Here is a 25,709-nt window from a genome sequence, read left to right on the forward strand (position 1 = left end):
TGAACTAGATGGTACACCTAATCTTCCGCTCCTGATCGTCGGGGTACCCCTACTTCGACGAGTCCAATCCAGGGAGCCCAACATGAACAAACGATGGATCCTCACCGTACTCGCCCTTGCCGCGGTGGGCGGTAGCTGGGCCTTGCTCAGCCACAGCGGTGATACCCACGCCCAGGCTGGCCCCCCGCCGGCGCCCGCCGTGACGGTGGCCCAGGTACTGGTGCGCCCCGTGGACGATGCCGACGAATTCACCGGCCGCCTGCAGGCGGTCGACACCATCCAACTGCGTCCCCGCGTGGGTGGATATGTGGACTCGGTGCACTTCAAGGAAGGGGCGATCGTGCGAAAAGGCGATCTTCTTTTCCGCATCGACCCGCGCCCCTACCAGGCCGAGGTGGATCGCCTAAGCGCCAATTTGGCCGAAGCCAAGGCCAACCAGGTGTTGGCGCAGTCCAACGGCGAGCGCGCTGACCGTCTGCTTCAGCAGCACGCCATCGCCAAGGAAGAAGCCGACCGCCAGCAGACCGCCGCACAAAGCGCCAAGGCTCAGGTGGCCTCCACCAACGCCGCGCTCGACGCCGCCAAGCTCAACCTCAACTTCACCGAGATCCGCGCGCCGATCGACGGTCGCGTGAGCAACGCGCTGGTGACGCCGGGCAACCTGGTAACCAGCACTGACGTGCTGACCAGCGTGGTGAGCGTCGACCCGATCTACGCCTACTTCGATGTCGACGAGCACAGCTACCTGAAGTTCGATCGTCAGCGTCGCGAACACGGCAATTCGCCGCAGATCTCGATGGCATTGGCGGATGAGAAAGGGTTTCCGCATACCGGTCGCGTCGACTTTGTCGACAACCAGCTGCGCGCCGGCAGCGGCACCATCCGCCTGCGCGCGGTGTTCGACAACGCCGACGCCAGCTACACGCCGGGCCTGTACGTCCGCATCCAGCTGCGCAGCGACAGCCGCCAGCCGCGTGCGCTGGTCGACGACCGCGCCATCGGCGCCGACCTGGGCAACAAGTACGTGTACGTGGTCGACAAGGATCGCAAGGTGGAATACCGCCGCGTGGTCACCGGTCCGCTACTGGACGGCCTGCGCGTGGTTACCGAAGGTCTGGACGCCAAGGACACGGTGATCGTCAACGGACTGCAGCACGTGCGTCCGGGCGTGGAAGTGAACCCGACCAAGGTGGCGATGGAAACGCGCAGCCTCGACCCGAACAAGCAGGTAGCGATGGCCGGTGGCGCTAGCGGAAACAAGGCGGCGCAGCAGAAGTAACGGCTTTTGCCCGTCATTCCGGCGCAGGCCGGAATCCAGTAGCGACAACTCATGAAGGTGCTCGCGCGTATGAGTACCACCGCTACTGGATCCCGGCCTGCGCCGGGATGACGGCTTAGTTGGTTGGTTAGCAAGAAATGGACGCCCTCTCTCGTTTGAGCAGAGGGCCAGGGCCGCTTTGTCTCCGCATATCGCGAACAACGCACCCGTTAGTCCCCGCCTTACGCGGGAATGGTGCTTAAGAGCAACCAGGACGAATGCAATGAAACTCGCCCAATATTTCGTGGACAGGCCAATCCTGGCTGGCGTCCTCTCCGTGCTGATCGTCATCGCGGGCAGCATTGCGCTGTTCAAGTTGCCGATCAGCGAATACCCCGAAGTCGTGCCGCCGACCGTGGTGGTGCGTGCTTCCTATCCCGGCGCCAACCCCAAGGTGATCGCCGAAACCGTCGCTACACCGTTGGAAGAACAGATCAACGGCGTGGAAGGCATGCTGTACACCAGCTCGCAGTCCACCAGCGACGGCCAGATGACGCTTACTGTCACCTTTGCGCTGGGCACAGACCTGGACAACGCACAGGTGCAGGTGCAGAACCGCGTCGCGCAGGCGCAGCCGCGTTTGCCTGAGGAAGTGCAGCGCCTTGGCGTGACCACGCAGAAGAGCTCGCCCGACCTCACCATGGTGGTGCATCTGATTTCGCCGGATCAGCGCTACGACATGCTGTACCTGTCGAACTATGCGCGCCTGCACATCAAGGATCAGCTCGCCCGCCTCGATGCCGTGGGCGACGTGCAGATCTTCGGTGCTGGCGAGTACAGCATGCGCGTTTGGCTCGATCCGGATCGCCTGGCGACACGCCAGCTGACCACGGGTGACGTGGTGCATGCGATCCAGGAGCAGAACATCACGGTGGCGGCGGGTGCGCTGAATGCGCCTCCTGGGCCGACCAACGCGGCGTTCCAGCTCAACATCAACACGCAGGGCCGACTGATCACTGAGGAAGACTTCCTCAACATCATCGTGCGCAAGGCCGCCGATGGCTCCTTCGTGCATCTGCGCGATGTGGCCCGTGTCGAACTGGGTGCCAACAGCTATGCGCTGCGCAGCCTGCTCAACAACCAGCCGGCCGTCGCACTGCCAATCTTCCAGCGTCCAGGCTCCAACGCCATTCAGATCTCCGACGAAGTCCGCGGATTGATGGCGGACCTGAAGAAGGATTTCCCGCAAGGCGTCGACTACAAGATCGTCTACGACCCGACCGTGTTCGTGCGCGGTTCGATCGAGGCGGTGGTGCATACGCTGTTCGAAGCCATCTTGCTCGTCGTGTTGGTGGTGATCCTGTTCCTGCAGACGTGGCGTGCGTCGATCATCCCGCTGGTCGCCGTGCCGGTGTCGCTGATCGGTACGTTCGCGGTGATGTTAATGGCGGGCTTCTCGCTCAACGCGTTGTCGTTGTTCGGCCTGGTGCTGGCCATCGGTATCGTGGTGGATGACGCCATCGTGGTGGTGGAGAACGTTGAGCGTCATATCGAGCATGGTTTGTCGCCCAAGGAAGCCACGCGCAAGGCGATGAACGAAGTCACCGGGCCCATCGTGGCCACGGCGCTGGTGCTGTGCGCGGTGTTCGTGCCGGCCGCATTCATCAGCGGCCTGACGGGTCAGTTCTATCGCCAGTTCGCGCTGACCATCGCCATCTCCACGGTGATCTCGGCCTTCAACTCGCTCACGCTGAGCCCGGCGCTGTCGGCCTTGCTGCTGCAGGAACACGGCGCACCGAAGGACAAGCTGAGCCGCTTTATCGATCGTGCGTTCGGCTGGTTGTTCCGTCCCTTCAACCGCCTGTTCGTCACCAGCGCAAATCGTTATGTGGGTGGTGTGAAGCGCATCCTGCGTTCGAGCGGCATTGCACTGGTCATCTATGGCGGCCTGGTGGTGCTCGGCCTGTTCGGCTTTGCTCACGTACCAACCGGCTTCGTGCCGCCGCAGGACAAGCAGTACCTGGTGTCGTTCGCACAGTTGCCGGATGCCGCTTCGCTGGATCGTTCGGAAGACGTGATCCGCCGCATGAGTGACATCGCACTCAAGCAGCCGGGCGTGGAGAGCGCCGTCGCGTTCCCAGGCTTGTCGATCAACGGTTTCACCAACAGCACCAACTCCGGCATCGTGTTCGTGACGCTCAAGCCGTTCGAGGAGCGTCGCGATGCGTCGCTGTCGGCCGGTGCAATTACCGCAGCGCTGCAGCAGAAGTACGCGTCCATCCAGGATGCCTACATCGCGATCTTCCCGCCTCCGCCGGTCAATGGCCTGGGCACCATCGGCGGGTTCCGCCTGCAGGTGGAAGATCGTTCGGACGCAGGCTTCGAGGAGTTGTACAAGCAGACCCAGGGCTTGATCCAGGCGAGCGCGAAGGTACCGACGCTGGCAGGGCTGTTCTCCAGCTATCAGGTGAGCGTGCCGCAGATCGATGCGGACGTGGATCGCGAAAAGGCGAAGGCAGAAGGCGTGGATCTGGCCGATGTCTACCAGACCATGCAGGCCTACCTCGGCTCACTCTACGTAAACGACTTCAACCGCTTTGGCCGTACCTATCAGGTGAACGTGTCCGCCGAACCTGGCTATCGCCATGAAGCGAAGGACATCCTGCAACTGAAGACGCGCAGTGCCACCGGTGAAATGATTCCGCTGGGCTCGTTCCTCACCGTGAACCAAACCGTGGGTCCGGATCGCGTGCAGCACTACAACGGTTACCCGACCGCCGAGATCAATGGTGGACCGGCACCAGGCTTCAGCAGTGGCCAGGCGCAGGAGGCGATCGAGAAGTTGGCGGCGGAGAACCTGCCCAACGGCATGACCTTCGAGTGGACCGAGTTGACCTATCAGCAAATCCTTGCCGGCAATACCGCGGTGCTCGTGTTCCCCTTGTGCGTGCTGTTGGTGTTCCTGGTGCTGGCCTCGCTGTATGAAAGCCTGCTGCTGCCGCTCGCGGTGATCCTGATCGTGCCGATGGTGCTGCTGTCTGCCATCTCCGGTGTGTGGATGTCCGGTGGCGACAACAACATCTTCACGCAGATCGGCCTGATCGTGCTGGTTGGCCTGGCGTGCAAGAACGCGATCCTGATCGTGGAGTTCGCTCGCGAAGCGCAGATCATCGAAGGCATGGACCGTACACAGGCTGTGCTGGAAGCGGCTCGCCTGCGACTTCGCCCGATCCTGATGACGTCGTTCGCTTTCATCATGGGTGTGGTGCCGCTGGTGACCTCGCATGGTGCCGGTGCGGAGATGCGCCACGCGATGGGTGTGGCTGTGTTCTCGGGCATGTTGGGTGTCACCTTTTTCGGCCTGATCTTCACCCCGCTGTTCTACGTGATGGTGCGCGGCTGGAGCGAACGCATAAGCGAACGCCGCCGCGCCCGCAAAGCCGCCCGCGACGCGCAGGCCGGCAACCTCATCGAGGAGCACTGATATGTCTTTCTTCAAGAACCTCAGAACTTCACTTCTCCCTCTCCCCACCGGGGAGAGGGCCGGGGTGAGGGGCCAATCCGGCGATAACCTCGCAACGGGCGTTGGCTTCATGGACCTCGCTGCTGGCACAACTGCCGCCTGCCGCCCGGCTTCACATCGCTCCGCAGCCAAGAAAGTCACCGCCATTGCCGCCGCCATCATGCTTTCCGGTTGCGTCAGCGTGGGCCCGGACTACCACGCACCGCAGGAAAAGCCGGTGGCACTGCAAGGTGTCAACACGCAGGAGTCCACGCAGACCTTCCAGGCGCAGTGGTGGAAGCAGTTCAACGACCCGACGCTGGATGCCCTTATCCAGCGCGCGGCGGCGAACAGCCCTGACCTGAAGATCGCTTTTGCACGCCTGCGTGAATCACGTGCGCTGCTTGGCGTGGCCAAGTCGCAGCAGATACCGGACGTGGAAACGGTCGCGAACTATTCGCGCAGCCGCCAGCAGCAGCCGGGTTTCACCGACAACCGCGTCACCGCCACCAGCTATCAGGCCGGTTTCGATGCGAGCTGGGAGATCGATCTGTTCGGTGGTGTGCGTCGCTCGGTGGAAGCCGCTCGCGCGGATGCCGGCGCCAGCGAAGCCTCGCTGCAGGATGCACAGGTCACACTGTTCGCTGAGGTTGCCCGCTATTACTTCGACCTGCGTGGCGTGCAGCTACGCATCGACGTTGCCAACCGCGATATTGAAAACCAGCGCGAGACGTTGCGTCTCATCCACGCCCGTAATGACATCGGCACGGTGTCGGAGCAGGACGTGGCCAGCGCCACAGCGCGACTGAACTTCGTGGAGGCCCAGCTGCCTACATTGCAGACGCTGGCGCAGAACGACACGTCGCGGCTTGCGGTGTTGCTGGGCGAGCGCCCGGGTGAATTGGATGTCGACCTGTCGCCGCAAGGCTTCAAGCCGATCGACGTGGCGCTGGATATCGGCAACGCAGGTGACGTGCTGCAACGCCGCCCGGACGTGCGCGTGGCCGAGCGCGAGCTTGCCGCTACCAATGCACGCATCGGCGTAGCGAAGGCCGACTACTACCCGCATATCACGCTGGGTGGCTTCCTCGGCTTCCTCGCCGGTCGCAGCAACGACTTCGGTGGACCGCAGTCGCGTGCATGGTCGATTGCGCCGAGCATCTCGTGGTCTGGCCTGAACGTGCAGCGCGTGCGATCCAACGTGAAGGCGAGCGAAGCGCGTTCGGATGCTGCGCTGGCGAACTACCAGCGCACCGTGTTGCAAGCAGTGGAAGACGTGGACAACGCTATTGTTGGCTACAACCTGCAGCGCGATCGCGTGATCAAGTTGCAGGATCAGGTGACCAATAGCCGTCATGCCGCCGATCTCGCGCGCATCCGCTACAACGAAGGTGCCGCCGACTTCCTGCAGTTGCTCGACGCCGAGCGCACGCAGCTGGAAGCGGAGGACTCGCTGGCCGATGCACAGGCCTCGATCAACCTGCGCGCGGTATCGGTGTACAAGGCGCTGGGCGGTGGCTGGCAGGCTTGCACCACCGAGCGTTGCGACCAGCTGGCCGCGACGCCATGAGCGCGGTGGCGTTTCCGGGGAGGCTATCGGGACGCCGCACGCTCGCACCCGAACCGGAACCGTCACAACGCGTGGCGCTAGTGAGCGGCGCAAATCGCGGATTGGGCTTTGAAATCTCGCGGCAACTCGCTGCCGCTGGTGTCACTGTGTTGCTCGGTGCGCGCAAGCCATTGCTCGGCGAGAAGGCGGCGCGGCAACTACGACGCGAAGGCGGCACCGTGATATCGGTGCCGCTGGATGTCACGTCCGCCGAGAGCGTCCGCGAACTCGCCGCTCGTATCGACGGTGAACATGGCCGGCTCGACATTCTGGTGAACAACGCCGGCGCGTATTTCGACGTGGACAACCAGGCCTCTTCCGTCGACATCGACCTCGTGCGGCAGGCCCTTGAAACCAATCTGCTCGGCGCATGGCGAGTCGCGGAAGCCATGCTTCCGCTGATGCAACGCCACGGCTACGGACGTATCGTGAACGTCTCCAGCGGCTGCGGTGCGGCCGATAGCGATGGCACCAGTTGCCCCGCCTACCGCGTATCCAAAGCAGCGCTCAACAGCCACACGCGCATGCTCGCGACAGAACTCGCCGGCAGTGGCATCCTGGTGAACGCGGTGTGCCCGGGCTGGGTCGCCACCGACATGGGTGGCCATGGCGGCCGCCCCATCGCCGACGGCGCCGCGGGTATCGTATGGGCGGCCATGCTGCCATCGCGCCCTGCGATCAATGGCGGCTTCTTTCGCGACAGGCAACGCATCGATTGGTAGTACCTGCCTCTAGCCACTTCCAGCAAAAGGATTGCTGCCGTGTCACACGATCACTCCACCTATCGACGCATCGTTCTCGCCAATCGTCCCCATGGCGAACCGACCCTGCAGGACTTTCGCCTTGAAGCGGTGCCGGTGCCGGTGCCCGCTGATGGTCAGCTGCTGCTGCGCACGCTCTATCTCTCGCTCGACCCGTACATGCGCAATCTGATGGATGAAGCCGGCACCAGCTATGCCTCGGCCGTGCCCGTCGGTGCACCTATGGTGGGTGGAACGGTGAGTCGCGTCGAAGTTTCAAAGCATCCGGACTTCCGTGCCGGGGATCTCGTGCTGGGCTCCTCAGGCTGGCAGGAGTACGCGTTGGCCGACGCGCAAGAGCTCACGCCGCTGGGCGACCTGGCGCAGCCTTCGCTCGCACTCAGCGGGCTAGGCATGCCGGCGTTCACTGCCTACGTGGGCTTACTGGACATCGGAGCACCTAAACCCGGCGAAACCGTGGTGGTCGCGGCGGCTACGGGAGCCGTTGGCGCTACGGTCGGCCAGATCGCAAAGCTCAAGGGCGCTCGCGTCGTGGGCATCGCGGGCGGTGCGGACAAATGCGCGTACGCCGTGAGCGAACTCGGGTTCGACGCCTGCCTGGATCGTCGCGACCCCCGCTTGGCTGAGCAGCTCGCCGCTGCATGCCCCGACGGTATCGACGTCTACTTCGAGAACGTGGGTGGTGCGGTATTCGACGCCGTGCTTCCGCTGCTGAACATCGGTGCACGTGTGCCGGTGTGCGGGTTCATTGCGCACTACAACGACAAGGCTTCGGCGGGCCCGGATCGTTTGCCGGCAGCGACAGCGGCCATTCTGCAGAAACGCATACGCATGCAGGGCTTCATCATCCTTGATCACTACGCGACCCGTTTCGACGCTTTCCGGCGCGACATGGGAGCGTGGATTGCGGATGGAAGCGTGAAGGTTCGCGAGGACGTGGTAACGGGCCTGGAACACGCACCGGAAGCCTTCATCGGACTGCTGCAAGGCCGTAATTTCGGCAAGCTGGTGATACGCATCGCCCACGATTGACTGCCCGCCGACCGCCACGAGCAACCGCTCGTGGCGCGGTGGATACCGGTTGTCACAGAAGTGACGACGACACATGAGGCTCGCCCTACCTTGATGCACGGTTTCAGATTTGTGCGCATCCGGGAGAGTGACTGTCATGTGGCAACAGATGATTTGCGTGGTGTTGTTGGCGATCTCGCCGCTGATGGCGCCTCTGCCCGCTGATCCACCCGTGCCAGCCCTCTTCCTGGCGGGCGATCTCGGTGACAGCGCTTCGCCTGCGTTTACACCGGATGGCGGCACCGTCTACTTCATGCGTGGCACGGACCATGGCGCGACGGTGATGGTCTCGCACCGCGCCAACGGTCAGTGGTCGCCCCCGGTGGCTGCCTCCTTCTCTGGGCAGTGGCGTGACGGCGATCCGACCATGGCGCCCGATGGCTCCTATCTGCTGTTCACCTCCAATCGACCGGCGACGCCGGATGGCCAGCCCATCGATGCCGTGCGCAACGGAAAAGTGCTGACGGGCCAGGGCCTGAACCTCTGGCGCGTGGACCGGAAGGGTGATGGCTGGAGCGAACCCGTACGGCTTCCCGCTACCGTCAACACGTGCAACAGCAGCTTTGCACCCAGCATCGCGGCAGACGACAGCGTCTACTACATCGGCTGCGCGCCCGACGGTGTGATCCGTCCGCTTCGCGCCACTCACGAGAACGGCCAGTACCAAGCGTCGTACGCGGTCGCGGTGGGTGACAAGGACGCGCAGGTCCGCGATGTCGCCATCGCGCCGGATCGCTCGTTTATGGTCTTCAGCATCCGGCACGATCCCAAGCAGCCGTATCGGCTGGCCATTGTGTTCCACACCACGCACAACTGGAGCGAGCCGCAGGACCTGGGCGACACCGTCAACGGTGGCACTCACAGCATGGGCTCGCAGCTGGGCTGCGATCATCGGACACTGTATTTCTCGAGCGATCGCGCCCTGCCAGCGACGGAACCCGCGCACGGTGTGACCAGCGACGACCACATCTGGCGCGTCTCACTGACACCGTGGCTCGCCGCGCACGGCCTGCCGTTACCCAGCGTGCCGCTGTCCTGCGTCATCGGCTGATGGCCGGGCACGCCTTCAGGCACTGTTGCCGTGGCGATGCCGCGTTCCACACTGTGGCGGTTTGTTGCTGCGGCTCGCGCCGGTGAGGCTTCCGTGTCCGACCTGATGACTGCGCCACGCTGGAAGATCTGGGGACTGGTCTTCGCCTTCTGGACCTTGCTGGGCTTGTCCTATACAGCCAGTTCGGTCATGTCCATGATCAGCGAAGGCGAGACATTCAACTGGATTCGCCCGTTTACTTGGAACCTCACCAACGCCTATCTATGGATGCTGCTCACGCCAGTAGTGGCGTGGCTGGGGCATCAGGGTAGCCGGAGCTGGGGCCGCTTCTGGGCCGTGCATGCACCCGCCAGCATCTTGCTCGCAGCAGCCGAGGTGGCGCTGGTGCTGTCCATTTACTGGACCCTATGCGGGCCGCCGATGTCGCAGCCTCATATGACCTTCGGCGCCTTCGCGCGCATTCAGTTTGCCTATAACTTCCACCTGAGCTTGCTCACTTACGGCGTGATGCTGGTGGTGCTTCGCGCCATCGATTCGCAACGGCGACTACGCGATGAGCGGGTGCGCAACGCGCAGTTGGAAACGCAACTGGTGCAATCGCAGCTGCAAACCTTGCGCGTGCAGTTGCAACCCCATTTCCTGTTCAACACACTCAATGCCATCTCCGCTCTGGCGCTGGCCGACCCGGTGCAAGCGCGGCAGATGATCGCCCGCCTGAGCGACTTTCTCCGGCTCACGCTGGAAGAACGTCACGCACAGCAGGTGCCGCTTTCGCGCGAGATGGAATTTCTCGACTGCTATCTCGGCATCCAACAAGTGCGCTTCCAGGATCGCCTCACCACGCACCTGGATGTATCCGTCGACACGATGCGGGCCATGGTTCCCAACATGATCCTGCAGCCACTGGTGGAGAACGCGCTACGCCATGGCCTGCTCGACAAGACGGAACGCGGCACGCTGCAGATTGCAACGCGACGCGATGGCGACGCGCTGGTGCTGCGCGTGGACGACGATGGCATCGGCCTGCCGCCTGATGGCGCGAAGGAAGGCATCGGGATCGGCAGCACGCGTGCGCGGCTGGATATGCTATTCGGTGACGCTGCCACCGTGGACATGCAGCGCCGGGAAGAAGGCGGCACGCGTGTCGAACTGCGCTTTCCATTCCGGGAGTGCGTGGCATGAACAGTCCCGCCATCCGAACGCTGCTCGTCGATGACGAGATGCTGGCCCGCCTGGCGATACGGCAGGCGTTGGCGTCCCACACCGATGTCGCCATCGTCGGCGAATGCGCCAATGCGACGGAGGCTCGGCAGGCCATCGAGGCGCTTGATCCCGACCTGCTGTTTCTGGACATTCGGATGCCAGGCGTGGATGGCTTCCGGCTTCTTCAAGGGTTGAAGCGCAATCACCCACCGATGGTGGTGTTCGCCACGGCGTTTGGCCAACACGCCTTGCGCGCTTTCGACGCAAACGCGATCGACTATGTGCTCAAGCCCATCGATCAGGAACGTTTCGATCAGGCCATGGCGCGCGTACGTCGCCATTGGCGAGGGCTGCACACGAGCGAAGCCGCGGCTACCGCAGCGCCCGCACCAGCGTCGCCTTACCTGCAACGACTCAGCGTGCAACAGGGCGAACACATTCGCGTCGTCGCAGCCCAGGACATCGACTGGATGCGGGCGGACGGCAACTACGTGCATATCCATGCGGGAACTACGCACTATCTTCACCGCGAGTCGTTGCGGCATTTGCTCGGGGTGCTTGATCCGGGTCGATTTCTGCGCATCCATCGCGGTACAGCGGTGAATGTGGACCGTATCCGTGAAGTGCATCCGCTATTCCAGGGCAACGCCGAGGTGGTGTTGCAGGACGGTACCCGGCTCAATCTCAGCCGACGCTTCCGCATACAGGCCCGCCGCGCACTCGGCATGGCCTGACCGCCGATACGCGAGCCTCGACCGCTTATCACCGCCCGCCAGCCGCTGGTCACAGGTCTGCTGCGTTGCGCGGAATCGTGATGCACTCTGATGTCGCTTCACCGTCCCCAGCTCGAAGGAGTGCCGTGCATGCTGTCCAAGTCGTTCGCCCTGATAACGTCCGTAACTCTTGCACTCACAGCCACCAGTGCGGTGGCCGGTGAGCTCGTGGGGGCCGGCGTGATCTCCACCGGACTACAAGAGACGTCAGCAGCACTGAGTTCCGATAACAACACGCTGTATTTCATGCGTTCGGATTTCGCAGAGAAGGACGATACCATCCTGCTCAGCCATCGTCGTGGTGATGGATGGAGCACGCCTGAAGTGGCGTCGTTCTCCGGCCAATGGCACGACTCCGAACCGGCCATGTCGCCCGACGGCAAACGCCTGTACTTCGTTTCCAACCGCCCACTACGCGCGGGCGGCACACCGGTGATGGCCGAGATGGGCGGGCACACCTTCGCCGGCACCAATCTTTGGTACGTCCCGCAGCAGTCGGACGGTCGCTGGGGCATGCCCATGCACGTCGATGGTGCACTCAACGATGGCGCGATGATCTATAACCCGTCGATCGCGGCCAACGGTGACATCTACTTTTCCGCGCATCGACCTGATTCAGGTCAGGCGTACCAGATCTATGTCGCACGACGAACGGCAAATGGTTATGCCGACCCAGAACGGGTTGACCTGGGCGGTGTTGATCACAATCGCATGGATCCTAGCGTCGATCCGCAGCAGCGTTTCCTCGTCTATGCAGGCAACGAGGGCGATTCGCTCGGCAGTGCGGATATCTACATCGCCTTCCGCGATAAGAACGGGCACTGGAGCAAACCAGAGCACCTTCCCGGAGACGTCAATAGCGCCTCGCTGGAGAACGCGCCTTCGCTCGGTCGCCGCTTTGGGGAGCTGTACGTCTCCAGCAATCGGCAAGGCGAGGTTCATTTCCCCAAGAAGCAGGACGATGCCACATCGCTCCAGCAACGACCGCAGGAGCCACTCAACGGCTCACGCAATCTCTGGCTGTTCGATATCGGTGATGCGCTGCGGGCGCATGACATCGATCAATAGAACGAGCTTGCATCACAACCCAAGCAGCTAGGGATGCTGGCCAGCAAGCCAATCGCTTGCGGTCTTCCGCACTTCGGCCAGTGCGGCAGGATCGGCAGCCCATTGATGGGTCATGCCGGCAGGTCGTACAAGCTGTAGTTGTTGCGAGTGTTCGCCATAGAACGGCTTGAGGCGATCCACCAGTTGGTTTGCCGCGCTCGAATCGATAACCGAGTCATCGGTTCCCTGCAGAAAAAGCAGTGCCGGTCGATGTGCGGCTATCTCCGCCACATGGTCAACGGCGTCCGTTTCGTGCGCCAGCTCCCGCGTTGCGGGCGACCACGCATAGGTCTTGCCGGTCGCCTTCTCATAGGCTTGTATCGATGCGCTCAAACCGGTCGATGCATTGATGAATACCGCTGCGTCGATAGCGACTTTGCTTTGCGAAAGCGCGTCGAGCGCCGCCGCGCCACCAGCAGAGAAACCGACCAATGCGACCGAAGATCCTCGCTTCATGCACCCGTTCTTCTGCAGCGCGGCCACCACGCGCGGCAGCTCCTCTGCGGCACCGACCACCACGGGCTTAAAGACCAGCAAGCCCACATCTTCCGCCTGGCGTCGCCCGACTTCCTTCATGCCACCGTCGGGTGCACGCGCGCCAAACAACGGCAGCCCCAGATAGACCTTCACCGCGTCCACGTCATCGAGCGGCAGGGCGTCCATCATCGCCCGCTCGCTCGCAGGCGGACCGAAACCATGCCAGAGGATGATCGGCGGCTTTCTGATATGCGCAGGTATGCGGAGTATCGCGGGCACGCCGGCTAGCGTCGTTTCCTGCACCAGCGGGCCATCGTTATTCGTTGGAAGGGAACAAAGTGGCCGCGGTTCAGCGGCGGATACTTCAGCGAGTACGGCTGGGCTGACACACGCCAGCAACAACGCGACGGCCCTCGCTCCCATCGTCCACGGCTGCATGGCGTTGACTTGTCCCAAACATGATGTGCCGCGAGACTACAGCGGTTGGCGATACACGATAAACCCCGACTTCTGGGCTACGTTGTCGTGGAGTCCACCAGAGCGGACCGTGCATCGACGGATGAACGAACTGTCCGCCACCACTAATGCGAGTACCTTCAAGCCGCAGGATCGCTAATGCTCGACCGCCCCGTTTCCACCCGTCCCGCGAACCTCTGCTCAGATCCTGGCGCCCTGGCGGTTAGGTCGTACCAATACTTGGAGTCTTCCAGCAACCAAGATAGGCGAGTTTTGCCTCCCGCCGCCAGACGTACCGGACTGCTCTGGTTGCGGTATGCGTTATGGACGATCTCTGTCGTGATTTCATCGGCACCCGCGTTGCTTATATCCAGCACGATGCTGCCCGCCTTGGCATCGTGGGAGAGTGCCATCTGCACGCCAGGACGATTGATGTCGCCCTTGAACGCGCGGAAGAAGCCGTTTGGCGCGTGTACTTCGATGTCGTACTGACCGTTGTCTGCAACCACCGGCCGCCACGCATCGTCATCCAGGTGTTCACCCGCTTCTACGGTATAGCGTCGCGGCAGGCGATCGAGGTGGAGCCTGTCGTAAACGTGGAACACCGCACCTTGCTTGCCCGTATTGTTGAACTCCAGATGCAATGCACCGTTGACCGGCGACGCACTGACTTCAAGCTCGTACGGCAGCGCTCGGGAGTAGCGTACGCCCGTCTCTTGCCATAACGGTTCCGGTTGCGCGGGTGGTGTCGCTTTCGGCAGTTCACGCGCCCGCTGTTCGATCGTCGCGTAATCGCTCATGTCAGGAAGCTGTGGCCACGACGCATGATTCGGGCTGGCGAAATCCAACGCTGACGTCAGGTCGCCGCTGACCGCGCGATGCCAAGGGCTGATGGCCTTGATATCAATGCCGAAGCGCGTTTCCAGGAACATGCCAACCGAGGTGTGATCGAAGACCTGCGAGTTCACCCATCCGCCCCGGCTCCATGGCGATATGACGTACATGGGCACGCGCGGCCCCATGCCCCACGGTCGCACATCGCTGGTATCGCGATCATTGGGAAGCAGGAGTTTCGCTCGATCAGCCATGAAGTACATGCCTGAGGCATTCATGGTCGTCTTTCCCGCGGGGGGAACCATCGCTAGCGATGGATGGCACCGCCGGTGAAGGCATGTGGTCGAAGAATCCGTCGTTCTCATCAAACGTGAGGAAAAAGACCGTCTTGCTCCATGTCTCTGGATTGGCGGTAAGCGCATCGAGGATCTGTTCGACGAAATTGCCTCCTTGCGCCGCGCTGGAGGGAGCACCTGGGTGCTCTGACTTGAGAGCCGGTGGAAGTATCCAGCTCACCGCCGGCAGGCGATTAGACATCACGTCCTGCCGGAGGTTTTCGATGGTATGAAGGGACATTCCCTTCTCATAGATTGGAGAGCCTTTCTGCGCTTCGCGAAAACCACGCGAAGCAAGGCACCCGTGCATCAATCCCTGCCAGTTATCGTTGGGATCCTGATAGATCTTCCAGCTCACACCCTCCGCTTCCAGCAACTCCGGAATCGTATCCCAGTCAAAGACGCTTCCGTTGTATGCGTATCCTGGATCGGGCATATGCCCACTAATACAAGTTCGCAGATTCACCGGCTCTGACGACCGTTCGTCGCAATTGACTCCTTGATCGCGCAACCCTGGATCAGAGTTGGTGCCTGTCCAGAACATGATGCGATTGGGTCCTGTCGATGCATGCAACGAACAATGGTAGGCATCGCACACGGTGAATGCATCCGCCAACGCGTATTGGAACGGCGCCTCCTCGCGGGTGTAGTAGCCCATGGACGCATCGGTCTTGAACTTAGGCCATTCGCTTACGCGACCCTGTCCCCAGGCGGCCTGCGCATCGGAAAACGTGTGGGGCATGGACGCGATCAGGGCCGCATTCATGGTCTTTCCATCGAGGTGGAACGGGAGCACTTCACGCTGCCCATTCCATTGATGCCACACGGGCTTGCCGGCTGCTGTCGGAATGGGAAAGCGGTCTTTCAGCCCACGGACACCGCGAAGCGTTCCGAAGTAGTGGTCGAACGATCGGTTCTCTTGCATGAGGATGACGACGTGTTGGACGTCGTCGATCGTTCCTGTCGCCACGCTTGCGTTGATGGCAAGCGCATGCCGGATACTAGACGGCATCAGCATCATTCCTGCGCCGACCGCCGTTGCGCCACCCACCGCTTTCAAGAAGTCACGCCGTTTCATGTCTTCGCCTGCTGCCGCGAGCCACCACCAAGACACTGCATGATCATGCGACTTCATAACGGTCACATTTCAGCAGCGGGCTTTTTTGCGAAAGCAGAGACGTATGAGCGACGAAAACCGGAAATAGATACGTCTAGATGGCCATTTTTTTACTTCTGACGCCACGCATACAGCTCCACGCAAGCTTTATGCTTACGCGAAGATTAAGTTTGATCATGGGTGTTGCATGGCCGGTATTTACAGACATTACAGACGCATGACGTGTCGCGCTCTGTATGAGTATCTTGCTTTCACGACGATGTCTGCACTCAAGAATCCGGTCTGGACGAGTGTCTCTACGAATGAAGGCTCATCAAGCGCCATCTGAATTCTCGGCTTGTGGAAACCTGCGGTAGCACCACGCATCTTCCAGGCCTACCCGAGGCAACTTTTCCCAAACGTAATCTGCCGCGAATCTACAGCGGTTGGCGATACACGATAAACCCCGACTTCTGGGCTACTTTGTCGTAGAGCTGCATCGCCGTTGCATTGGTTTCATGCGTTTGCCAGTACACACGCGATGCGCCGGATTCGCGTGCCCGCGCGTAGACCGCTTCGATCAATGCGCGACCCACGCCCAGACCGCGGGCTTCAGGCACAGTGAAAAGGTCTTGTAGGTAGCAACTGTCCGCGGGATTCGTCGTGCTTCGATGGAACAGGTAGTGTGCGAGGCCGAGTAGCTGCCCATCTCGTTCGGCCACCAGTGCATGCATGGCTTCACCGGGATCAAGGAAGCGCAGCCACGTGGTGCACGTGACGGCCTCCGGCAAAGCGGTGTCACCGCTACGGCCATAGAAGGCGTTATAGCCATCCCACAATGGCCTCCAGGCGGAGAAATCCTGCTCGGTCACAAAGCGGATGGCCAGGGGCGTGTTCAGCGCTGCACCATGCGGGCGAACCAACGCCAGCCGCGCACGCGTTCGGCCACGAGCTTGGCACTGGTGAGCATAGGCACGGCAAGTAAAGCGCCGGGAATGCCCCATAGCCATCCCCAGACAAGTAGCCACAACAGGATCGCGATGGGACTGAGCCGCATGCGATGTCCCTGGATAAACGGTGTGACAAGGTTGCCTTCGAAGGCGGTGATCCCAGCGAAAGTAAGTGCCGGCAGCAAGGCGGCACCCGCTTGGTTGAAGTTGAGTAGCCCCACCACTGCGAGCACAGCGGTGGTGCTGATCGCCCCGACGTACGGAATGAAGTTGGCGAGCATGGCCACGGTGCCCCACAGCAGCGGATCGGGCATGTGGTACAGCCACAACATGCCAGCAGTTACCGCACCGAGGGCCACGTTGATCAGCGTGGCGGTGAGAATGTAGCGCGAGACTTCGTACTGGATGCCGCGCACCACCGATACAGCGTGCCGCTTGTAGCCGAAGCTGGGTGAAGCCTCGACCAGTCGCCGCAACATCAGGTCGCCGTAGACGAGGAAGAAGAACACCAGCAGCACCACCGTGAGTACGCCTGCCAGCACTTTAGGCGTGGTGGCCACCACGTCCCAGATGGTGATGGAGAGCGGCGATTGCGCCGTGCCCTGCACGCGTGTAGGGCCGGTAAGCCCCTGCGTGGCTCGATTGGCGGCCTCCAGTGGCTGCAGCGCGCTGTGCAACTTCGGCATGAAGCTGCGAATGGCCGTTGGCGCCTCATGCACCCAACCCAAGGCGGGCTGCGTGAGCATGCCCACGCCCGCGCCGATGGCCGCGATCAGGCCCACCATCAGCACGCTTGCGCCGAGCCAGCGTGGAATGCCGAGATGCGCGCAGCGCGCGACGACGGGATTCAGCGCAAGGCCAATGAATGAGGCCAGCACCAGGGGGGATCAGCAACTGGCTGGTGATCGTCACCGTGTACAGCAACGCCAGGGCCAGAAAGATATTGAGCACGATGCGGATGCCCCGCAGGTGTCGGCGCGCGCTCTGTGTCCGCTGCACGCGCAGCAGGTTCAGCCGCGGCTCGCGCGGGGGCACCATGGCTTGCACGGGCAAATCCCGCTGCGCCGCGTCGCCTTCGGCGACCGGCGGCATTGGCGTGTTCATGTGGGCTCGCCGGTGTCCTGCATGAACTCGGCCACCATGCGCATGGCCTGTCCGGCGACCTCGGCGGCGGTGCCGCTCAATAGCGCGCCCAAACCCGGCACACGCAGTGGATGCACGTTGAGCTGGCCGAGCACGAAGCCCGCGCCCGCCGCCACGCTCACGGTGGCGAGGGGATAGCGCTGACCGCGCGACAGCAGCGCCTGCGCCGGCTTGGCCAGTTCCTCGCGAGCTTCCTGCACGCGGCCTTGCGCATGGCGTACGGCGTGCAATTGCTTGATGAGGCTCATGGCTGGTCCTTCGGGCGGGACTCGCCCTGCGGATCGGGACGACGCAGGGTCTGCTGCATCATCGCATTCCATTCGCCTCGCGTCGCTGGCAAGGTCATCCAGTGCATGCAGCGGCGGAACAACAGCAACGCACCGCCGAGGAAAGCCAGTTCCACCACCGCCAACGATGCCAGCGCCCAGGTCCAGGAACCAAACCATTGCGCCAGCAACCAGCCAATCAGACCCAACAGGGTCAAACCCAGGCCCACGCCCGCCACGGTGGCGACCAGCCCCGCAACGAGCAGCCAATGGACAGCGCTGCGCGCCAGCCCCAGTTCGGCTGACAACAGTTTGAGCTGAGCCCCGAACAGCTTCTGGAAAGCACGACCGAGGCGGCCGATGTCGTCCAGCAGACCGGGGGGCGCAGGGGGTGGCGTCTCGTCAGGCGAGGCGGGCGCGTCATCGCGTCCGGTCTGGTCCATCCGCTGTCCTCGGCTTGGCTAGGGCTATCAGCGGCGAAGTATGCGGCCAAGCAGCCAGCCGGCGCCAAGGGCGATAGCTACGGACTGCACGGGCTTCTCACGCACGTAGTCGCGCGCGACCTCCAGCCATTCGTCGGCGCGATCGACGGCACCGTCGTATGCGTCGCGACCACGCTGGCGATATTCGTCGGCCTTCTCGGACGCACGCGAGGCGGCGTCAGCGGCCTTGTCCGTCGCGCGGTGCAGGCCTTCCTCGACATGGTCGGCCGCGCGTTCAACTGCCTCCTTGGTGTTCGTCACGGCATGGGTAGTGGCCTGCTTGATGCGCTCGGCACGTTCCTCGATGCGATCGGCGGGCGTGCCATCTTCGTGCGCCTGGACTTGCTTGTTCATGACGTTCTCCGTTGAAGCGGACATTCACTGTAGCCAAAGTAGTCAGCCGAGCGCATCGGGCAATGCCGCTCTGTTGCGCCAGCGCTCAGCTTGCGCGACGAAAGAACGCAATGATGGCCAGGATCAGGAAGACGACGAAAAGGATTTTCGCAATGCTCGCGGCCGCGCCGGCAATACCGGTGAAACCAAACAGGGCAGCAATGATGGCGATGACCAGAAATACCAGGGCGTAGTGGAGCATGATGCGATCCTCTCAGCGGACATGACATCGTCCGACCATCATTCATCCACAGCGCATGCCTCGCGAGCGTGAAAATGACCTGAGTCCGGGCTGGCCTTTGGTCACTGTTCACGCTCGCGCCAGCGCCGTTCAGGCCGCCGCCGGATTTATCGCATAGGTCCCCATGATCTCTGCTTCGGCCAATACATGACCGTCCATCGCCGCGCGCAATTCGTTTACGGTGAAACCATCGGCAAGTCGGAGACTGTCCACATCCAGCGCGTAAATGCGGAAGTGGTAGTGATGAATGATGGAGTCGTTCCACGGCGGGCACGGGCCATCGTAGCCAAGATATTCACCACCCATGTCGGCGTCGCCCGCGAACCAGCCGGTGTAGTCGTTCTTGCCTTGCACGCTGCCGGGCGGCCCATACGGCGCGCGCTTACCGCGCGGCACGATACCGTCGCTACACGCGCCTTCGGCCAGCTCGCCGCACTCCACCGGGATGTTGGCCATCAGCCAATGGACGAACTCCACGCGCGGCAGATCGGCCGGCACGGTGCGACCTTCCTTGTTCACGTCGTCGGGCTTACTGGGCACATCGAAATCGAGGCAGATAAGCACGAACGAACGCGTGGCGTGCGGCGCATCCTTCCACGCGAGGTGCGGGCTGAGATTGTCCGACAGAGCAAACGGTTCGCCGCGCTTGCCGAAGGCGAGTCGCGCTGGCATCGGCTGCCCATGTTCGAAACTATCGCTACGCAGTTGCAAGGTCGTTCTCCTGGATAAATGTCGATGAATTCAGCGGCAGCATGGTGCCGCCGCGTCAGGGCTTTTCGTAGGTGACGCGATACACCGCACCGGCGAGATCGTCGCTTACCAGCAGACTGCCATCGGGCAACGGCTGCACGTCGGCCGGACGGCCCCACGCTTGTTCGTTCTGCTGGAAGCCGTCCAACAGTGGTTCGTAGGCGGTGACCTTGTCGCCGTTGAGGTGCACGGTCATCACGCGATAACCGGATTTCTTGGTGCGATTCCACGAGCCGTGCTCGGCGACGATGATCGCGCCCTTGTAGCTGGCCGGAAACTGCGAACCTTCGTAGAAGCGCATACCGAGCGAGGCGACGTGCGCGCCCAGCTTGTAGACAGGCGGGGTGTAGTCCTTGCAGTTCTTGCCCTGACCAAACTCCGGGTCGAGCGTGTCGCCCTGGTGGCAATACGGAAAGCCGAAGTGTTCCCCGGTATGCGACAGGCGGTTCAGCTCATCGCTGGGCATGTCGTCGCCCATGAGATCGCGACCGTTGTCGGTGAACCACAATTGCTTCGTCTTGGGTTGCCAGTCGAAGCCAACGGTATTGCGGATGCCATAGGCGACGTCTTCCAGCCCGCTGCCATCGGCGTTCATGCGCGTGATCTTGGCGTAGTCCTTACCCTTGTCGCAGACGTTGCATGGCGCGCCAATGGGCACGTAGAGCTTGCCGTCGGGGCCGAAGGCAATGAACTTCCAGCCATGATGAGTTTCGGTGGGAAACTTGTCGTAGACCACTTCCGGCTTTGGCGGATTGTCGAGATGGTTCTCGATGTCGCGCAACACCAGGATCTTGCTCACTGCCGAGATGTACAGATCGCCGTTCTTGAATGCCACGCCCACGGGCAGCTGCAGGCCGCTGGCGATCACCCGCACCTTGTCGGCGTGACCGTCGCCCTTACTGTCAGTGAGCGCATAAACCTTGCCGGCGCTGTTGGAGCCGACGAATACCGTGCCCTTGGCACCTAGCGTGATCTCACGCGCATTGGGTACCTGGTCGGAATACACCGCGACATGGAAACCCGGTGGCAACGTGAGCTTGTCCAGTTGCGGTGAGGCCAGCGCCGCCTGAGCGATGAACAATCCAAACAAACTAAGCATCAACTTACGCATGGAAGGCACTCCATGGAGGGAGTTCTGAAGCGTAGCGCCATGGCGGCTACGGCGAAACGTTCTAGGGCAGATCCGGCAACGTGTAATGCAAATCGTACGAATGCACACCGTTGGCGATATTGACCGAAAGCGTGCCCGCGATACCGGCCAGTTCCCCGGCACCCGAGTCTGGCACGATGGCAATGGTCAACGCGGGCGTGCCCCGGTGCATGGGGCCGCAATGTTGCAGCGCGAAACTGCCCTGACGTCCGTGCACGCTGGCATTGACCCGCTCCATCGCCACGTAACCCGCCGAACCGTCGACAGCCGTACCCACGGCAAGCATCTGTCCTTTGCCGTGTCCCTGCATATCGCCCTGGAACTGCTTGTCGATGGCCATGCGGCCCACGCTGGGATCACCCACGCCCTCCTGTGTTGGCTGCGGCGTGATCTTCACGTCGAAGGTGCCTTTGGCGTGCATGGGCATGTCCCTTTTCCTTCGGGCAAGGTTAAGCGGTGGGCCGGATGATGCGATACCGGCATGACAGCCGGCGCGTCCCGATACACGATGGGCGCGTGTCGGTGAAAGCGTGGTGCATTCCCGGCGGGAACGTCTGTTGTCTACGACTGCGCAGCGATGACGTTGAATCGCGCCGCGATGTACTCGTCGGTGAAGCTGCTCATGTCCCAGCCGCGGATAAAACCGCAATGGCCGCCATAGGGGGAAATATCCAGCTCGATATTGGCAGGCAATTGCAGCTTTTCGAACGCGTCCACAGGAATGACAGGATCGTCGCGCGCAGTGAGGATGGTGCACGGTACGTGCATGTTTTCCAGCGCGCGGCCAGCCACGGAATAGCCGTCCAGATAGGCTTCGAGCGAGCTGAAATCGGTATGCCGTGCCACCAGCGCCGCAGTGAGCCCACGCAGGTTCTGCTTGAGCTCGGCAAGCTCGAAATACTGCCGCTGTGGGAACGCAGCCTGCTTGGCCTGCAGGGAACGCCGCCACTTATGCATGAAATACGCCTGGTAGAACCACGGCGCCGAAGCTTCCAGCGAGAACAGGCCCTCGCCCGGATCAACGATGGGGCACACCGCCAGCGCGTAGCTCAACGGCAAGCCCACCGCCGGTGCGCGCATGGCCGCGCGCAGCGCGAAGTTGCCGCCCAGCGAAAAACCCGCCAGCGCCATGGTCCGCGCAGGGAAACGCTGCGCGATGTCGCCTAGCGCATGCACCACCTCGTCGATGCGGCATGAATGGAACAGCGCCTCGTTGAGGTGGTGGCTGTCGCCGTGATCGCGGAAGTTCAGGCGGAAGATGTCCCACCCGTCGGCCAGTAGGCGACTGCCGGTCTGCAGGACATAGGTGGAATCGACGCTGCCTTCCCAGCCATGGAACAGTACGGCCAGGCCACGCGATTCTGGCTGGGCCTTTTGCGCGGTGTAGGCACCGGTGAGCCGCACGCCATCACCGCCATCCACCGTTACGGGCAGTGAATCCTGCAGCACCGTCTGTGCAGCCTTGGGCAGCAACAGGCGACGCACGCCGCTGGACGACAGCATGGTCTGGATATGACCACTGCGCAGCGGCCTTGGCGGCAGAAAATCCTTTCCACTGGGTAGCATCATGCTTGGCTGTTGTTGCTCGGCTTGTCTTCCAGCGCCAGTGCAATGCGCTCACGCGCGGTTTCTGCCATGCGGCGGCGCGCATCCGGCGTGGACGGCACAGGCTCGAGGAAATGCACCTCGGCATCCAGCGGCGCTTCGCCCAGCAGGCGGAGGAAGTTCTGCATGAAGTTTTCGTGGTCGCGGAAACCGGCGTCGATCACCCGACGGCCATCCCGCGCAAAGCGCAGCGCCACCGGCTGAGCAGGCACTTCGGCATCGAGCGCTGCCTGGAAAATGCGCGCGTGGAAGACGCGCAGCACGCCGTTGTGACCGGTGCCACCCTCGGGAAACACCGCCACCGAACGGCCACCGCGCAGGCGGTCCACCATGACCTGCATCACCGCCGCCAGCGAATGATTGTTGCCGCGACGATGAAAGATGGTGCCGCCCGACGCAGCCAGCCAGCCCACTAGCGGCCAAGTGGCGATTTCCGCCTTGGCGACGAAGCAGGCAGCGCGCTGGCTGTGCAGCAGCTCGATATCGATCCAGGAGGTGTGATTGGCGACGAACAGCACCGGGTCGGCCAACGGTTTACCGACTCGAACCGAGCGCAGTCCGAAGATGCGCAACAACGCGGTAGACCACCAACGGATGGTGCGGTGCGCAAAGGGCTCGCGACCGTTTTTCATCACTTCGTCACGGCGCCAGGTCAGCACCAGTGAACAGAGCACGATGCCCAGCACTATGTGCAGCAGCAGCAAGGGCACTCGCCAGAAGTAGCGCAAGGGTCGCATCAGATCTCGGCGGGCGGGGGCGGTGAGGGAATGGCTATTCATCAGTACCGGTTAGTTTAGCGTTAGTCGCCGCCTGCGTCCCCGCGCCGCAGGGTCAACGTTCCAACTGGCCCAACGGCAACGCCGAGGAGTGCTTTACCGTGCGGAGTACAAAGCTGGAATTGACGTCCGCCACGCCCGAGGCGTTGAGCAGCCGATCCAGCAGGAAACGGGAAAAGTCCTGAAGATCAGCCACATAGACGTGAATCAGGTAATCCATGTCGCCAGTCAGCGCATAACAGGACACCACTTCGGGCCAGCCGTTCACCAGTTCCACGAAACGCTCGACGGCAACGCTCTCGTGCTTGGTCAGCTGCACGCGGACGAAAGCCTGCAGGCCCAGGCCCACGGCCTGGGGGTCCACCTGCGCGGTGTACCCCACAAGGACGCCGTCCCCCTCCAGCTTCTGAAGCCGGCGCAGGCACGCCGAGGGGGGAGAGGCTGACTTTGTCGGCCAGCTCCGCGTTGGTGATGCGCCCGTCCGACTGGAGGACGGTCAGAATCCGTAGATCAGTACGATCCAGAGTAACCATGGCAATAAATCTCCATAGATACGTAGAGAGGAACAAGATTATTGCGCAACAAGCCTGAATTGATGCAATAAAACAAGCATCGTGCGCAGCAATCAGCCTATGCTGACCTGGTACAAGCAAGCCGGCTTACGCCAGGAGCACGCCATGAGCACCACACCACGCCGCGTAGAGCATCAGCAAACCGATCGTGGCTATGTGCCGGTGTATGCCACGGGCGTCGTGGAGCAACCGTGGGCGAACTACTCCGCCACCGATCACGAAGTCTGGGACACCCTCTATAAACGCCAACGCGACCTGCTGCCGGGCCGCGCCTGCCAGGAGTTCATGGACGGCGTGGAGCGCTTCGGTCTTGGCGATGGCGGCATCCCGAAATTTGCCGACCTGAACAAGGTGCTGGGCGCCACCACGGGCTGGGAACTGGTCGCCGTGGAAGGCCTGCTGCCGGATGAGGTGTTCTTCGACCACCTGGCGCATCGCCGCTTCCCAGTGAGTTGGTGGATCCGCAAACCGGATCAGCTCGACTACCTCAGCGAGCCCGACCTCTTCCACGACCTGTTCGGCCACGTGCCGCTGTTGCTCAACCCGGTTTTTGCCGACTACATGCAGGCCTATGGCCGTGGCGGCATGAAGGCCTTCGCGATCGGCCCCGAAGCGCTGATGAATCTGACGCGCCTGTACTGGTACACGGTGGAGTTTGGCCTGATCAACACCAAGGACGGCATGCGCATCTATGGCGCAGGCATCGTGAGCTCCAAGGGCGAGTCGATCTACTCGCTGGATTCGGCATCACCCAACCGTATCGGCTTCGGCCTGGAGCGCGTGATGAGCGCGCGCTACCGCATCGACACGTTCCAGCAGACCTATTTCGTGATCGATAGCTTCGAGCAGTTGTTCGAGGCGACGCGCCCAGACTTCACGCCGATCTACGCAAAGCTGCGCGAAACGACTGCGCACGCGGCAGGCGACGTGCTGGGCAGTGATCGCGTGTTTACGCAAGGCAATCGCGAAGGCTGGGCGACCAACGCCGACACGTGATCGCTATAGATCTGCGATACGAAGAAAAGCCCGCCACCGTGCGGGCTTTTTCTTTCTTACGTGTACGCCTGCGTCCGAATGCCCTACGGCGGCATGATCTGAGATCAAAAGCCAACAACGACTTCCTAACGACCATGACGCTGTCCCCAACGAAAACACGATGGAACAACGTCATGAAAGCCCTGCTCCCCTTCGCTCTTGCTGCCACGCTCGGCGCACTCGCCGTTCCCACCGCCCATGCGGAAAGCAACGATTCCTGGGTCGTGCGCATCGGCGGCGCCGTCGTCGCGCCCAAGAGCAATAACGGCACCATCGCTGGCGCGCGCGCGGACGTGAGCAGCAGCACGCGGCCCACCATCGACCTTGAATACATGTTCACCCCGAACTGGGGTGTGGACGTGCTCGGTGCCTCGCCGTTCCTGCATGACATCAGCCTCGCCGGCCTGGGCACGGTGGCTCGCACTAAACAGCTTCCGCCGACCTTCGGCATCAATTACCACTTCATGCCGAACGCAGCCTGGTCGCCGTTCCTGGGCGCAGGCGTCAACTACACCAACTTCTTCAGCACGCACGCCACCGGCGCGCTCTACGGCAACAGCGTCAGCATCGCCAACAGTTGGGGCCCCGCGGTGCGCGCTGGCTTCGATCTGAAGATCTCAGAGAAGTGGCTCGCCACAGTGGATGTGCGCTGGGCCTATATCCAGAGCGACGTGAAGGTCGACAACACCAAGGTGGGTACCGCCAAGATCGACCCGATCGTGTTCGGCGCCAGCATCGGTTACCGCTTCTAATAAGGGGAGACCCGTCGGCAGGGAAGCCGCAGGGCCCTTCGTGAGAAGGGCCCTTTTTCAT

At 62.3% G+C, this 25,709-nt stretch carries 25 protein-coding genes and 1 pseudogene; 11 read left to right on the plus strand and 15 right to left on the minus strand.

Annotated elements, in window-relative coordinates; translation table 11 throughout:
- Positions 1-82: 82 nt before the first annotated feature.
- The 9 genes from DYST_RS14720 to DYST_RS14760 all read left to right on the plus strand — a co-directional run bounded on the left by DYST_RS14720 (position 83) and on the right by DYST_RS14760 (position 12,296).
- Positions 83-1,279 carry an efflux RND transporter periplasmic adaptor subunit gene (locus DYST_RS14720; protein WP_239946408.1) on the plus strand — a complete coding sequence of 399 codons (1,197 nt, stop codon included), beginning with the start codon at positions 83-85 and terminating at the stop codon, positions 1,277-1,279.
- A 262-nt stretch (positions 1,280-1,541) separates the two neighbouring features.
- On the plus strand, positions 1,542-4,742 hold the full coding sequence (locus tag DYST_RS14725) for an efflux RND transporter permease subunit (protein WP_239946409.1): 3,201 nt from the start codon (positions 1,542-1,544) through the stop codon (positions 4,740-4,742).
- A 109-nt stretch (positions 4,743-4,851) separates the two neighbouring features.
- Entirely contained in the window at positions 4,852-6,330 is a 1,479-nt protein-coding gene (locus tag DYST_RS14730; protein ID WP_102303186.1) for an efflux transporter outer membrane subunit, read from the plus strand.
- Positions 6,327-7,091 carry an SDR family oxidoreductase gene (locus DYST_RS14735; protein WP_239946410.1) on the plus strand — a complete coding sequence of 255 codons (765 nt, stop codon included), beginning with the start codon at positions 6,327-6,329 and terminating at the stop codon, positions 7,089-7,091. Before DYST_RS14730 ends, DYST_RS14735 begins: the two co-directional genes overlap by 4 nt.
- A gap of 39 nt (positions 7,092-7,130) precedes the next feature.
- On the plus strand, positions 7,131-8,162 hold the full coding sequence (locus DYST_RS14740) for an NADP-dependent oxidoreductase (RefSeq protein WP_239946411.1): 1,032 nt from the start codon (positions 7,131-7,133) through the stop codon (positions 8,160-8,162).
- Positions 8,163-8,298: 136 nt separating this feature from the next.
- Positions 8,299-9,252, plus strand: a complete 954-nt coding sequence (locus DYST_RS14745) for a TolB family protein (protein WP_239946412.1) — start codon at positions 8,299-8,301, stop codon at positions 9,250-9,252.
- A gap of 93 nt (positions 9,253-9,345) precedes the next feature.
- On the plus strand, positions 9,346-10,434 hold the full coding sequence (locus DYST_RS14750; protein WP_239946413.1) for a sensor histidine kinase: 1,089 nt from the start codon (positions 9,346-9,348) through the stop codon (positions 10,432-10,434).
- A complete protein-coding gene (locus DYST_RS14755) occupies positions 10,431-11,189 on the plus strand; it encodes a LytR/AlgR family response regulator transcription factor (protein WP_239946414.1) in 759 nt (252 codons plus the stop codon). The genes DYST_RS14750 and DYST_RS14755 overlap by 4 nt, the downstream gene beginning before the upstream one ends.
- A gap of 129 nt (positions 11,190-11,318) precedes the next feature.
- Positions 11,319-12,296, plus strand: a complete 978-nt coding sequence (locus DYST_RS14760) for a TolB family protein (RefSeq protein ID WP_239946415.1) — start codon at positions 11,319-11,321, stop codon at positions 12,294-12,296.
- A 27-nt stretch (positions 12,297-12,323) separates the two neighbouring features.
- Here the strand turns inward: DYST_RS14760 and DYST_RS14765 are convergent, their stop codons facing one another.
- The 15 genes and pseudogenes from DYST_RS14765 to DYST_RS14835 all read right to left on the minus strand — a co-directional run bounded on the left by DYST_RS14765 (position 12,324) and on the right by DYST_RS14835 (position 23,822).
- Entirely contained in the window at positions 12,324-13,001 is a 678-nt protein-coding gene (locus tag DYST_RS14765; protein ID WP_239946416.1) for a prolyl oligopeptidase family serine peptidase, read from the minus strand.
- Positions 13,002-13,408: 407 nt separating this feature from the next.
- Complete coding sequence (locus DYST_RS14770) at positions 13,409-14,380, minus strand: phospholipase domain-containing protein (protein ID WP_239946417.1); 972 nt, start codon at positions 14,378-14,380, stop codon at positions 13,409-13,411.
- Complete coding sequence (locus DYST_RS14775) at positions 14,349-15,572, minus strand: alkaline phosphatase family protein (protein ID WP_239946418.1); 1,224 nt, start codon at positions 15,570-15,572, stop codon at positions 14,349-14,351. The genes DYST_RS14770 and DYST_RS14775 overlap by 32 nt, the downstream gene beginning before the upstream one ends.
- Positions 15,573-15,970: 398 nt before the next feature.
- Positions 15,971-16,456 carry a GNAT family N-acetyltransferase gene (locus DYST_RS14780; RefSeq protein ID WP_239946419.1) on the minus strand — a complete coding sequence of 162 codons (486 nt, stop codon included), beginning with the start codon at positions 16,454-16,456 and terminating at the stop codon, positions 15,971-15,973.
- Positions 16,429-17,361 (minus strand): AI-2E family transporter, encoded by a 933-nt coding sequence (locus DYST_RS14785; protein ID WP_239946420.1) that lies wholly within the window; start codon positions 17,359-17,361, stop codon positions 16,429-16,431. The genes DYST_RS14780 and DYST_RS14785 overlap by 28 nt, the downstream gene beginning before the upstream one ends.
- 222 nt (positions 17,362-17,583) lie before the next feature.
- Complete coding sequence (locus DYST_RS14790) at positions 17,584-17,874, minus strand: hypothetical protein (protein ID WP_102303181.1); 291 nt, start codon at positions 17,872-17,874, stop codon at positions 17,584-17,586.
- Complete coding sequence (locus DYST_RS14795; protein ID WP_102303180.1) at positions 17,871-18,335, minus strand: hypothetical protein; 465 nt, start codon at positions 18,333-18,335, stop codon at positions 17,871-17,873. Before DYST_RS14795 ends, DYST_RS14790 begins: the two co-directional genes overlap by 4 nt.
- 27 nt (positions 18,336-18,362) lie before the next feature.
- Positions 18,363-18,728: a DUF883 family protein gene (locus DYST_RS14800; RefSeq protein ID WP_239946421.1), complete on the minus strand. Its 366-nt coding sequence runs from the start codon at positions 18,726-18,728 to the stop codon at positions 18,363-18,365.
- An 85-nt stretch (positions 18,729-18,813) separates the two neighbouring features.
- Positions 18,814-18,969 carry a DUF1328 domain-containing protein gene (locus DYST_RS14805; RefSeq protein ID WP_102303178.1) on the minus strand — a complete coding sequence of 52 codons (156 nt, stop codon included), beginning with the start codon at positions 18,967-18,969 and terminating at the stop codon, positions 18,814-18,816.
- 129 nt (positions 18,970-19,098) lie between these two features.
- A complete protein-coding gene (locus tag DYST_RS14810; RefSeq protein WP_239946422.1) occupies positions 19,099-19,719 on the minus strand; it encodes a YbhB/YbcL family Raf kinase inhibitor-like protein in 621 nt (206 codons plus the stop codon).
- A 55-nt stretch (positions 19,720-19,774) separates the two neighbouring features.
- Positions 19,775-20,869 carry a PQQ-dependent sugar dehydrogenase gene (locus tag DYST_RS14815; RefSeq protein WP_239946423.1) on the minus strand — a complete coding sequence of 365 codons (1,095 nt, stop codon included), beginning with the start codon at positions 20,867-20,869 and terminating at the stop codon, positions 19,775-19,777.
- A 61-nt stretch (positions 20,870-20,930) separates the two neighbouring features.
- The gene (locus tag DYST_RS14820; protein WP_239946424.1) at positions 20,931-21,335 is read right to left on the minus strand and encodes a DUF3224 domain-containing protein; all 405 of its coding nucleotides are present in this window, start codon (positions 21,333-21,335) and stop codon (positions 20,931-20,933) included.
- 134 nt (positions 21,336-21,469) lie between these two features.
- Complete coding sequence (locus tag DYST_RS14825) at positions 21,470-22,477, minus strand: YheT family hydrolase (protein ID WP_239946425.1); 1,008 nt, start codon at positions 22,475-22,477, stop codon at positions 21,470-21,472.
- Positions 22,474-23,250, minus strand: coding sequence for a lysophospholipid acyltransferase family protein (locus tag DYST_RS14830; protein ID WP_239946426.1), 777 nt, complete (start codon positions 23,248-23,250; stop codon positions 22,474-22,476). Before DYST_RS14830 ends, DYST_RS14825 begins: the two co-directional genes overlap by 4 nt.
- Before the next feature lie 94 nt (positions 23,251-23,344).
- Positions 23,345-23,822: pseudogene (locus DYST_RS14835) on the minus strand (Lrp/AsnC family transcriptional regulator).
- A 144-nt stretch (positions 23,823-23,966) separates the two neighbouring features.
- Between DYST_RS14835 and phhA the strand changes: the two are divergent.
- Positions 23,967-24,857, plus strand: a complete 891-nt coding sequence (phhA, locus tag DYST_RS14840) for a phenylalanine 4-monooxygenase (protein ID WP_239946427.1) — start codon at positions 23,967-23,969, stop codon at positions 24,855-24,857.
- A 173-nt stretch (positions 24,858-25,030) separates the two neighbouring features.
- Positions 25,031-25,648, plus strand: coding sequence for an OmpW/AlkL family protein (locus tag DYST_RS14845; protein ID WP_239946428.1), 618 nt, complete (start codon positions 25,031-25,033; stop codon positions 25,646-25,648).
- Positions 25,649-25,709: the final 61 nt, after the last annotated feature.

Origin of the sequence: Dyella terrae, from assembly GCF_022394535.1 — a bacterium.
GTDB lineage: Bacteria > Pseudomonadota > Gammaproteobacteria > Xanthomonadales > Rhodanobacteraceae > Dyella.

What these genes read in the sequence shown, in the direction of transcription:
- DYST_RS14775 (WP_239946418.1), bottom strand. Translation starts at nt 15,572, where the DNA reads ATGAAGTCGCATGATCATGCAGTGTCTTGGTGGTGGCTCGCGGCAGCA.
- DYST_RS14845 (WP_239946428.1), top strand. Translation starts at nt 25,031, where the DNA reads ATGAAAGCCCTGCTCCCCTTCGCTCTTGCTGCCACGCTCGGCGCACTC.
- phhA (WP_239946427.1), top strand. Translation starts at nt 23,967, where the DNA reads ATGAGCACCACACCACGCCGCGTAGAGCATCAGCAAACCGATCGTGGC.
- DYST_RS14755 (WP_239946414.1), top strand. Translation starts at nt 10,431, where the DNA reads ATGAACAGTCCCGCCATCCGAACGCTGCTCGTCGATGACGAGATGCTG.
- DYST_RS14795 (WP_102303180.1), bottom strand. Translation starts at nt 18,335, where the DNA reads ATGGACCAGACCGGACGCGATGACGCGCCCGCCTCGCCTGACGAGACG.
- DYST_RS14790 (WP_102303181.1), bottom strand. Translation starts at nt 17,874, where the DNA reads ATGAGCCTCATCAAGCAATTGCACGCCGTACGCCATGCGCAAGGCCGC.
- DYST_RS14800 (WP_239946421.1), bottom strand. Translation starts at nt 18,728, where the DNA reads ATGAACAAGCAAGTCCAGGCGCACGAAGATGGCACGCCCGCCGATCGC.
- DYST_RS14825 (WP_239946425.1), bottom strand. Translation starts at nt 22,477, where the DNA reads ATGATGCTACCCAGTGGAAAGGATTTTCTGCCGCCAAGGCCGCTGCGC.
- DYST_RS14815 (WP_239946423.1), bottom strand. Translation starts at nt 20,869, where the DNA reads ATGCGTAAGTTGATGCTTAGTTTGTTTGGATTGTTCATCGCTCAGGCG.
- DYST_RS14820 (WP_239946424.1), bottom strand. Translation starts at nt 21,335, where the DNA reads ATGCCCATGCACGCCAAAGGCACCTTCGACGTGAAGATCACGCCGCAG.
- DYST_RS14735 (WP_239946410.1), top strand. Translation starts at nt 6,327, where the DNA reads ATGAGCGCGGTGGCGTTTCCGGGGAGGCTATCGGGACGCCGCACGCTC.
- DYST_RS14745 (WP_239946412.1), top strand. Translation starts at nt 8,299, where the DNA reads ATGTGGCAACAGATGATTTGCGTGGTGTTGTTGGCGATCTCGCCGCTG.
- DYST_RS14770 (WP_239946417.1), bottom strand. Translation starts at nt 14,380, where the DNA reads ATGAATGCCTCAGGCATGTACTTCATGGCTGATCGAGCGAAACTCCTG.
- DYST_RS14720 (WP_239946408.1), top strand. Translation starts at nt 83, where the DNA reads ATGAACAAACGATGGATCCTCACCGTACTCGCCCTTGCCGCGGTGGGC.
- DYST_RS14765 (WP_239946416.1), bottom strand. Translation starts at nt 13,001, where the DNA reads ATGATGGACGCCCTGCCGCTCGATGACGTGGACGCGGTGAAGGTCTAT.
- DYST_RS14730 (WP_102303186.1), top strand. Translation starts at nt 4,852, where the DNA reads ATGGACCTCGCTGCTGGCACAACTGCCGCCTGCCGCCCGGCTTCACAT.
- DYST_RS14725 (WP_239946409.1), top strand. Translation starts at nt 1,542, where the DNA reads ATGAAACTCGCCCAATATTTCGTGGACAGGCCAATCCTGGCTGGCGTC.
- DYST_RS14805 (WP_102303178.1), bottom strand. Translation starts at nt 18,969, where the DNA reads ATGCTCCACTACGCCCTGGTATTTCTGGTCATCGCCATCATTGCTGCC.
- DYST_RS14760 (WP_239946415.1), top strand. Translation starts at nt 11,319, where the DNA reads ATGCTGTCCAAGTCGTTCGCCCTGATAACGTCCGTAACTCTTGCACTC.
- DYST_RS14830 (WP_239946426.1), bottom strand. Translation starts at nt 23,250, where the DNA reads ATGCGACCCTTGCGCTACTTCTGGCGAGTGCCCTTGCTGCTGCTGCAC.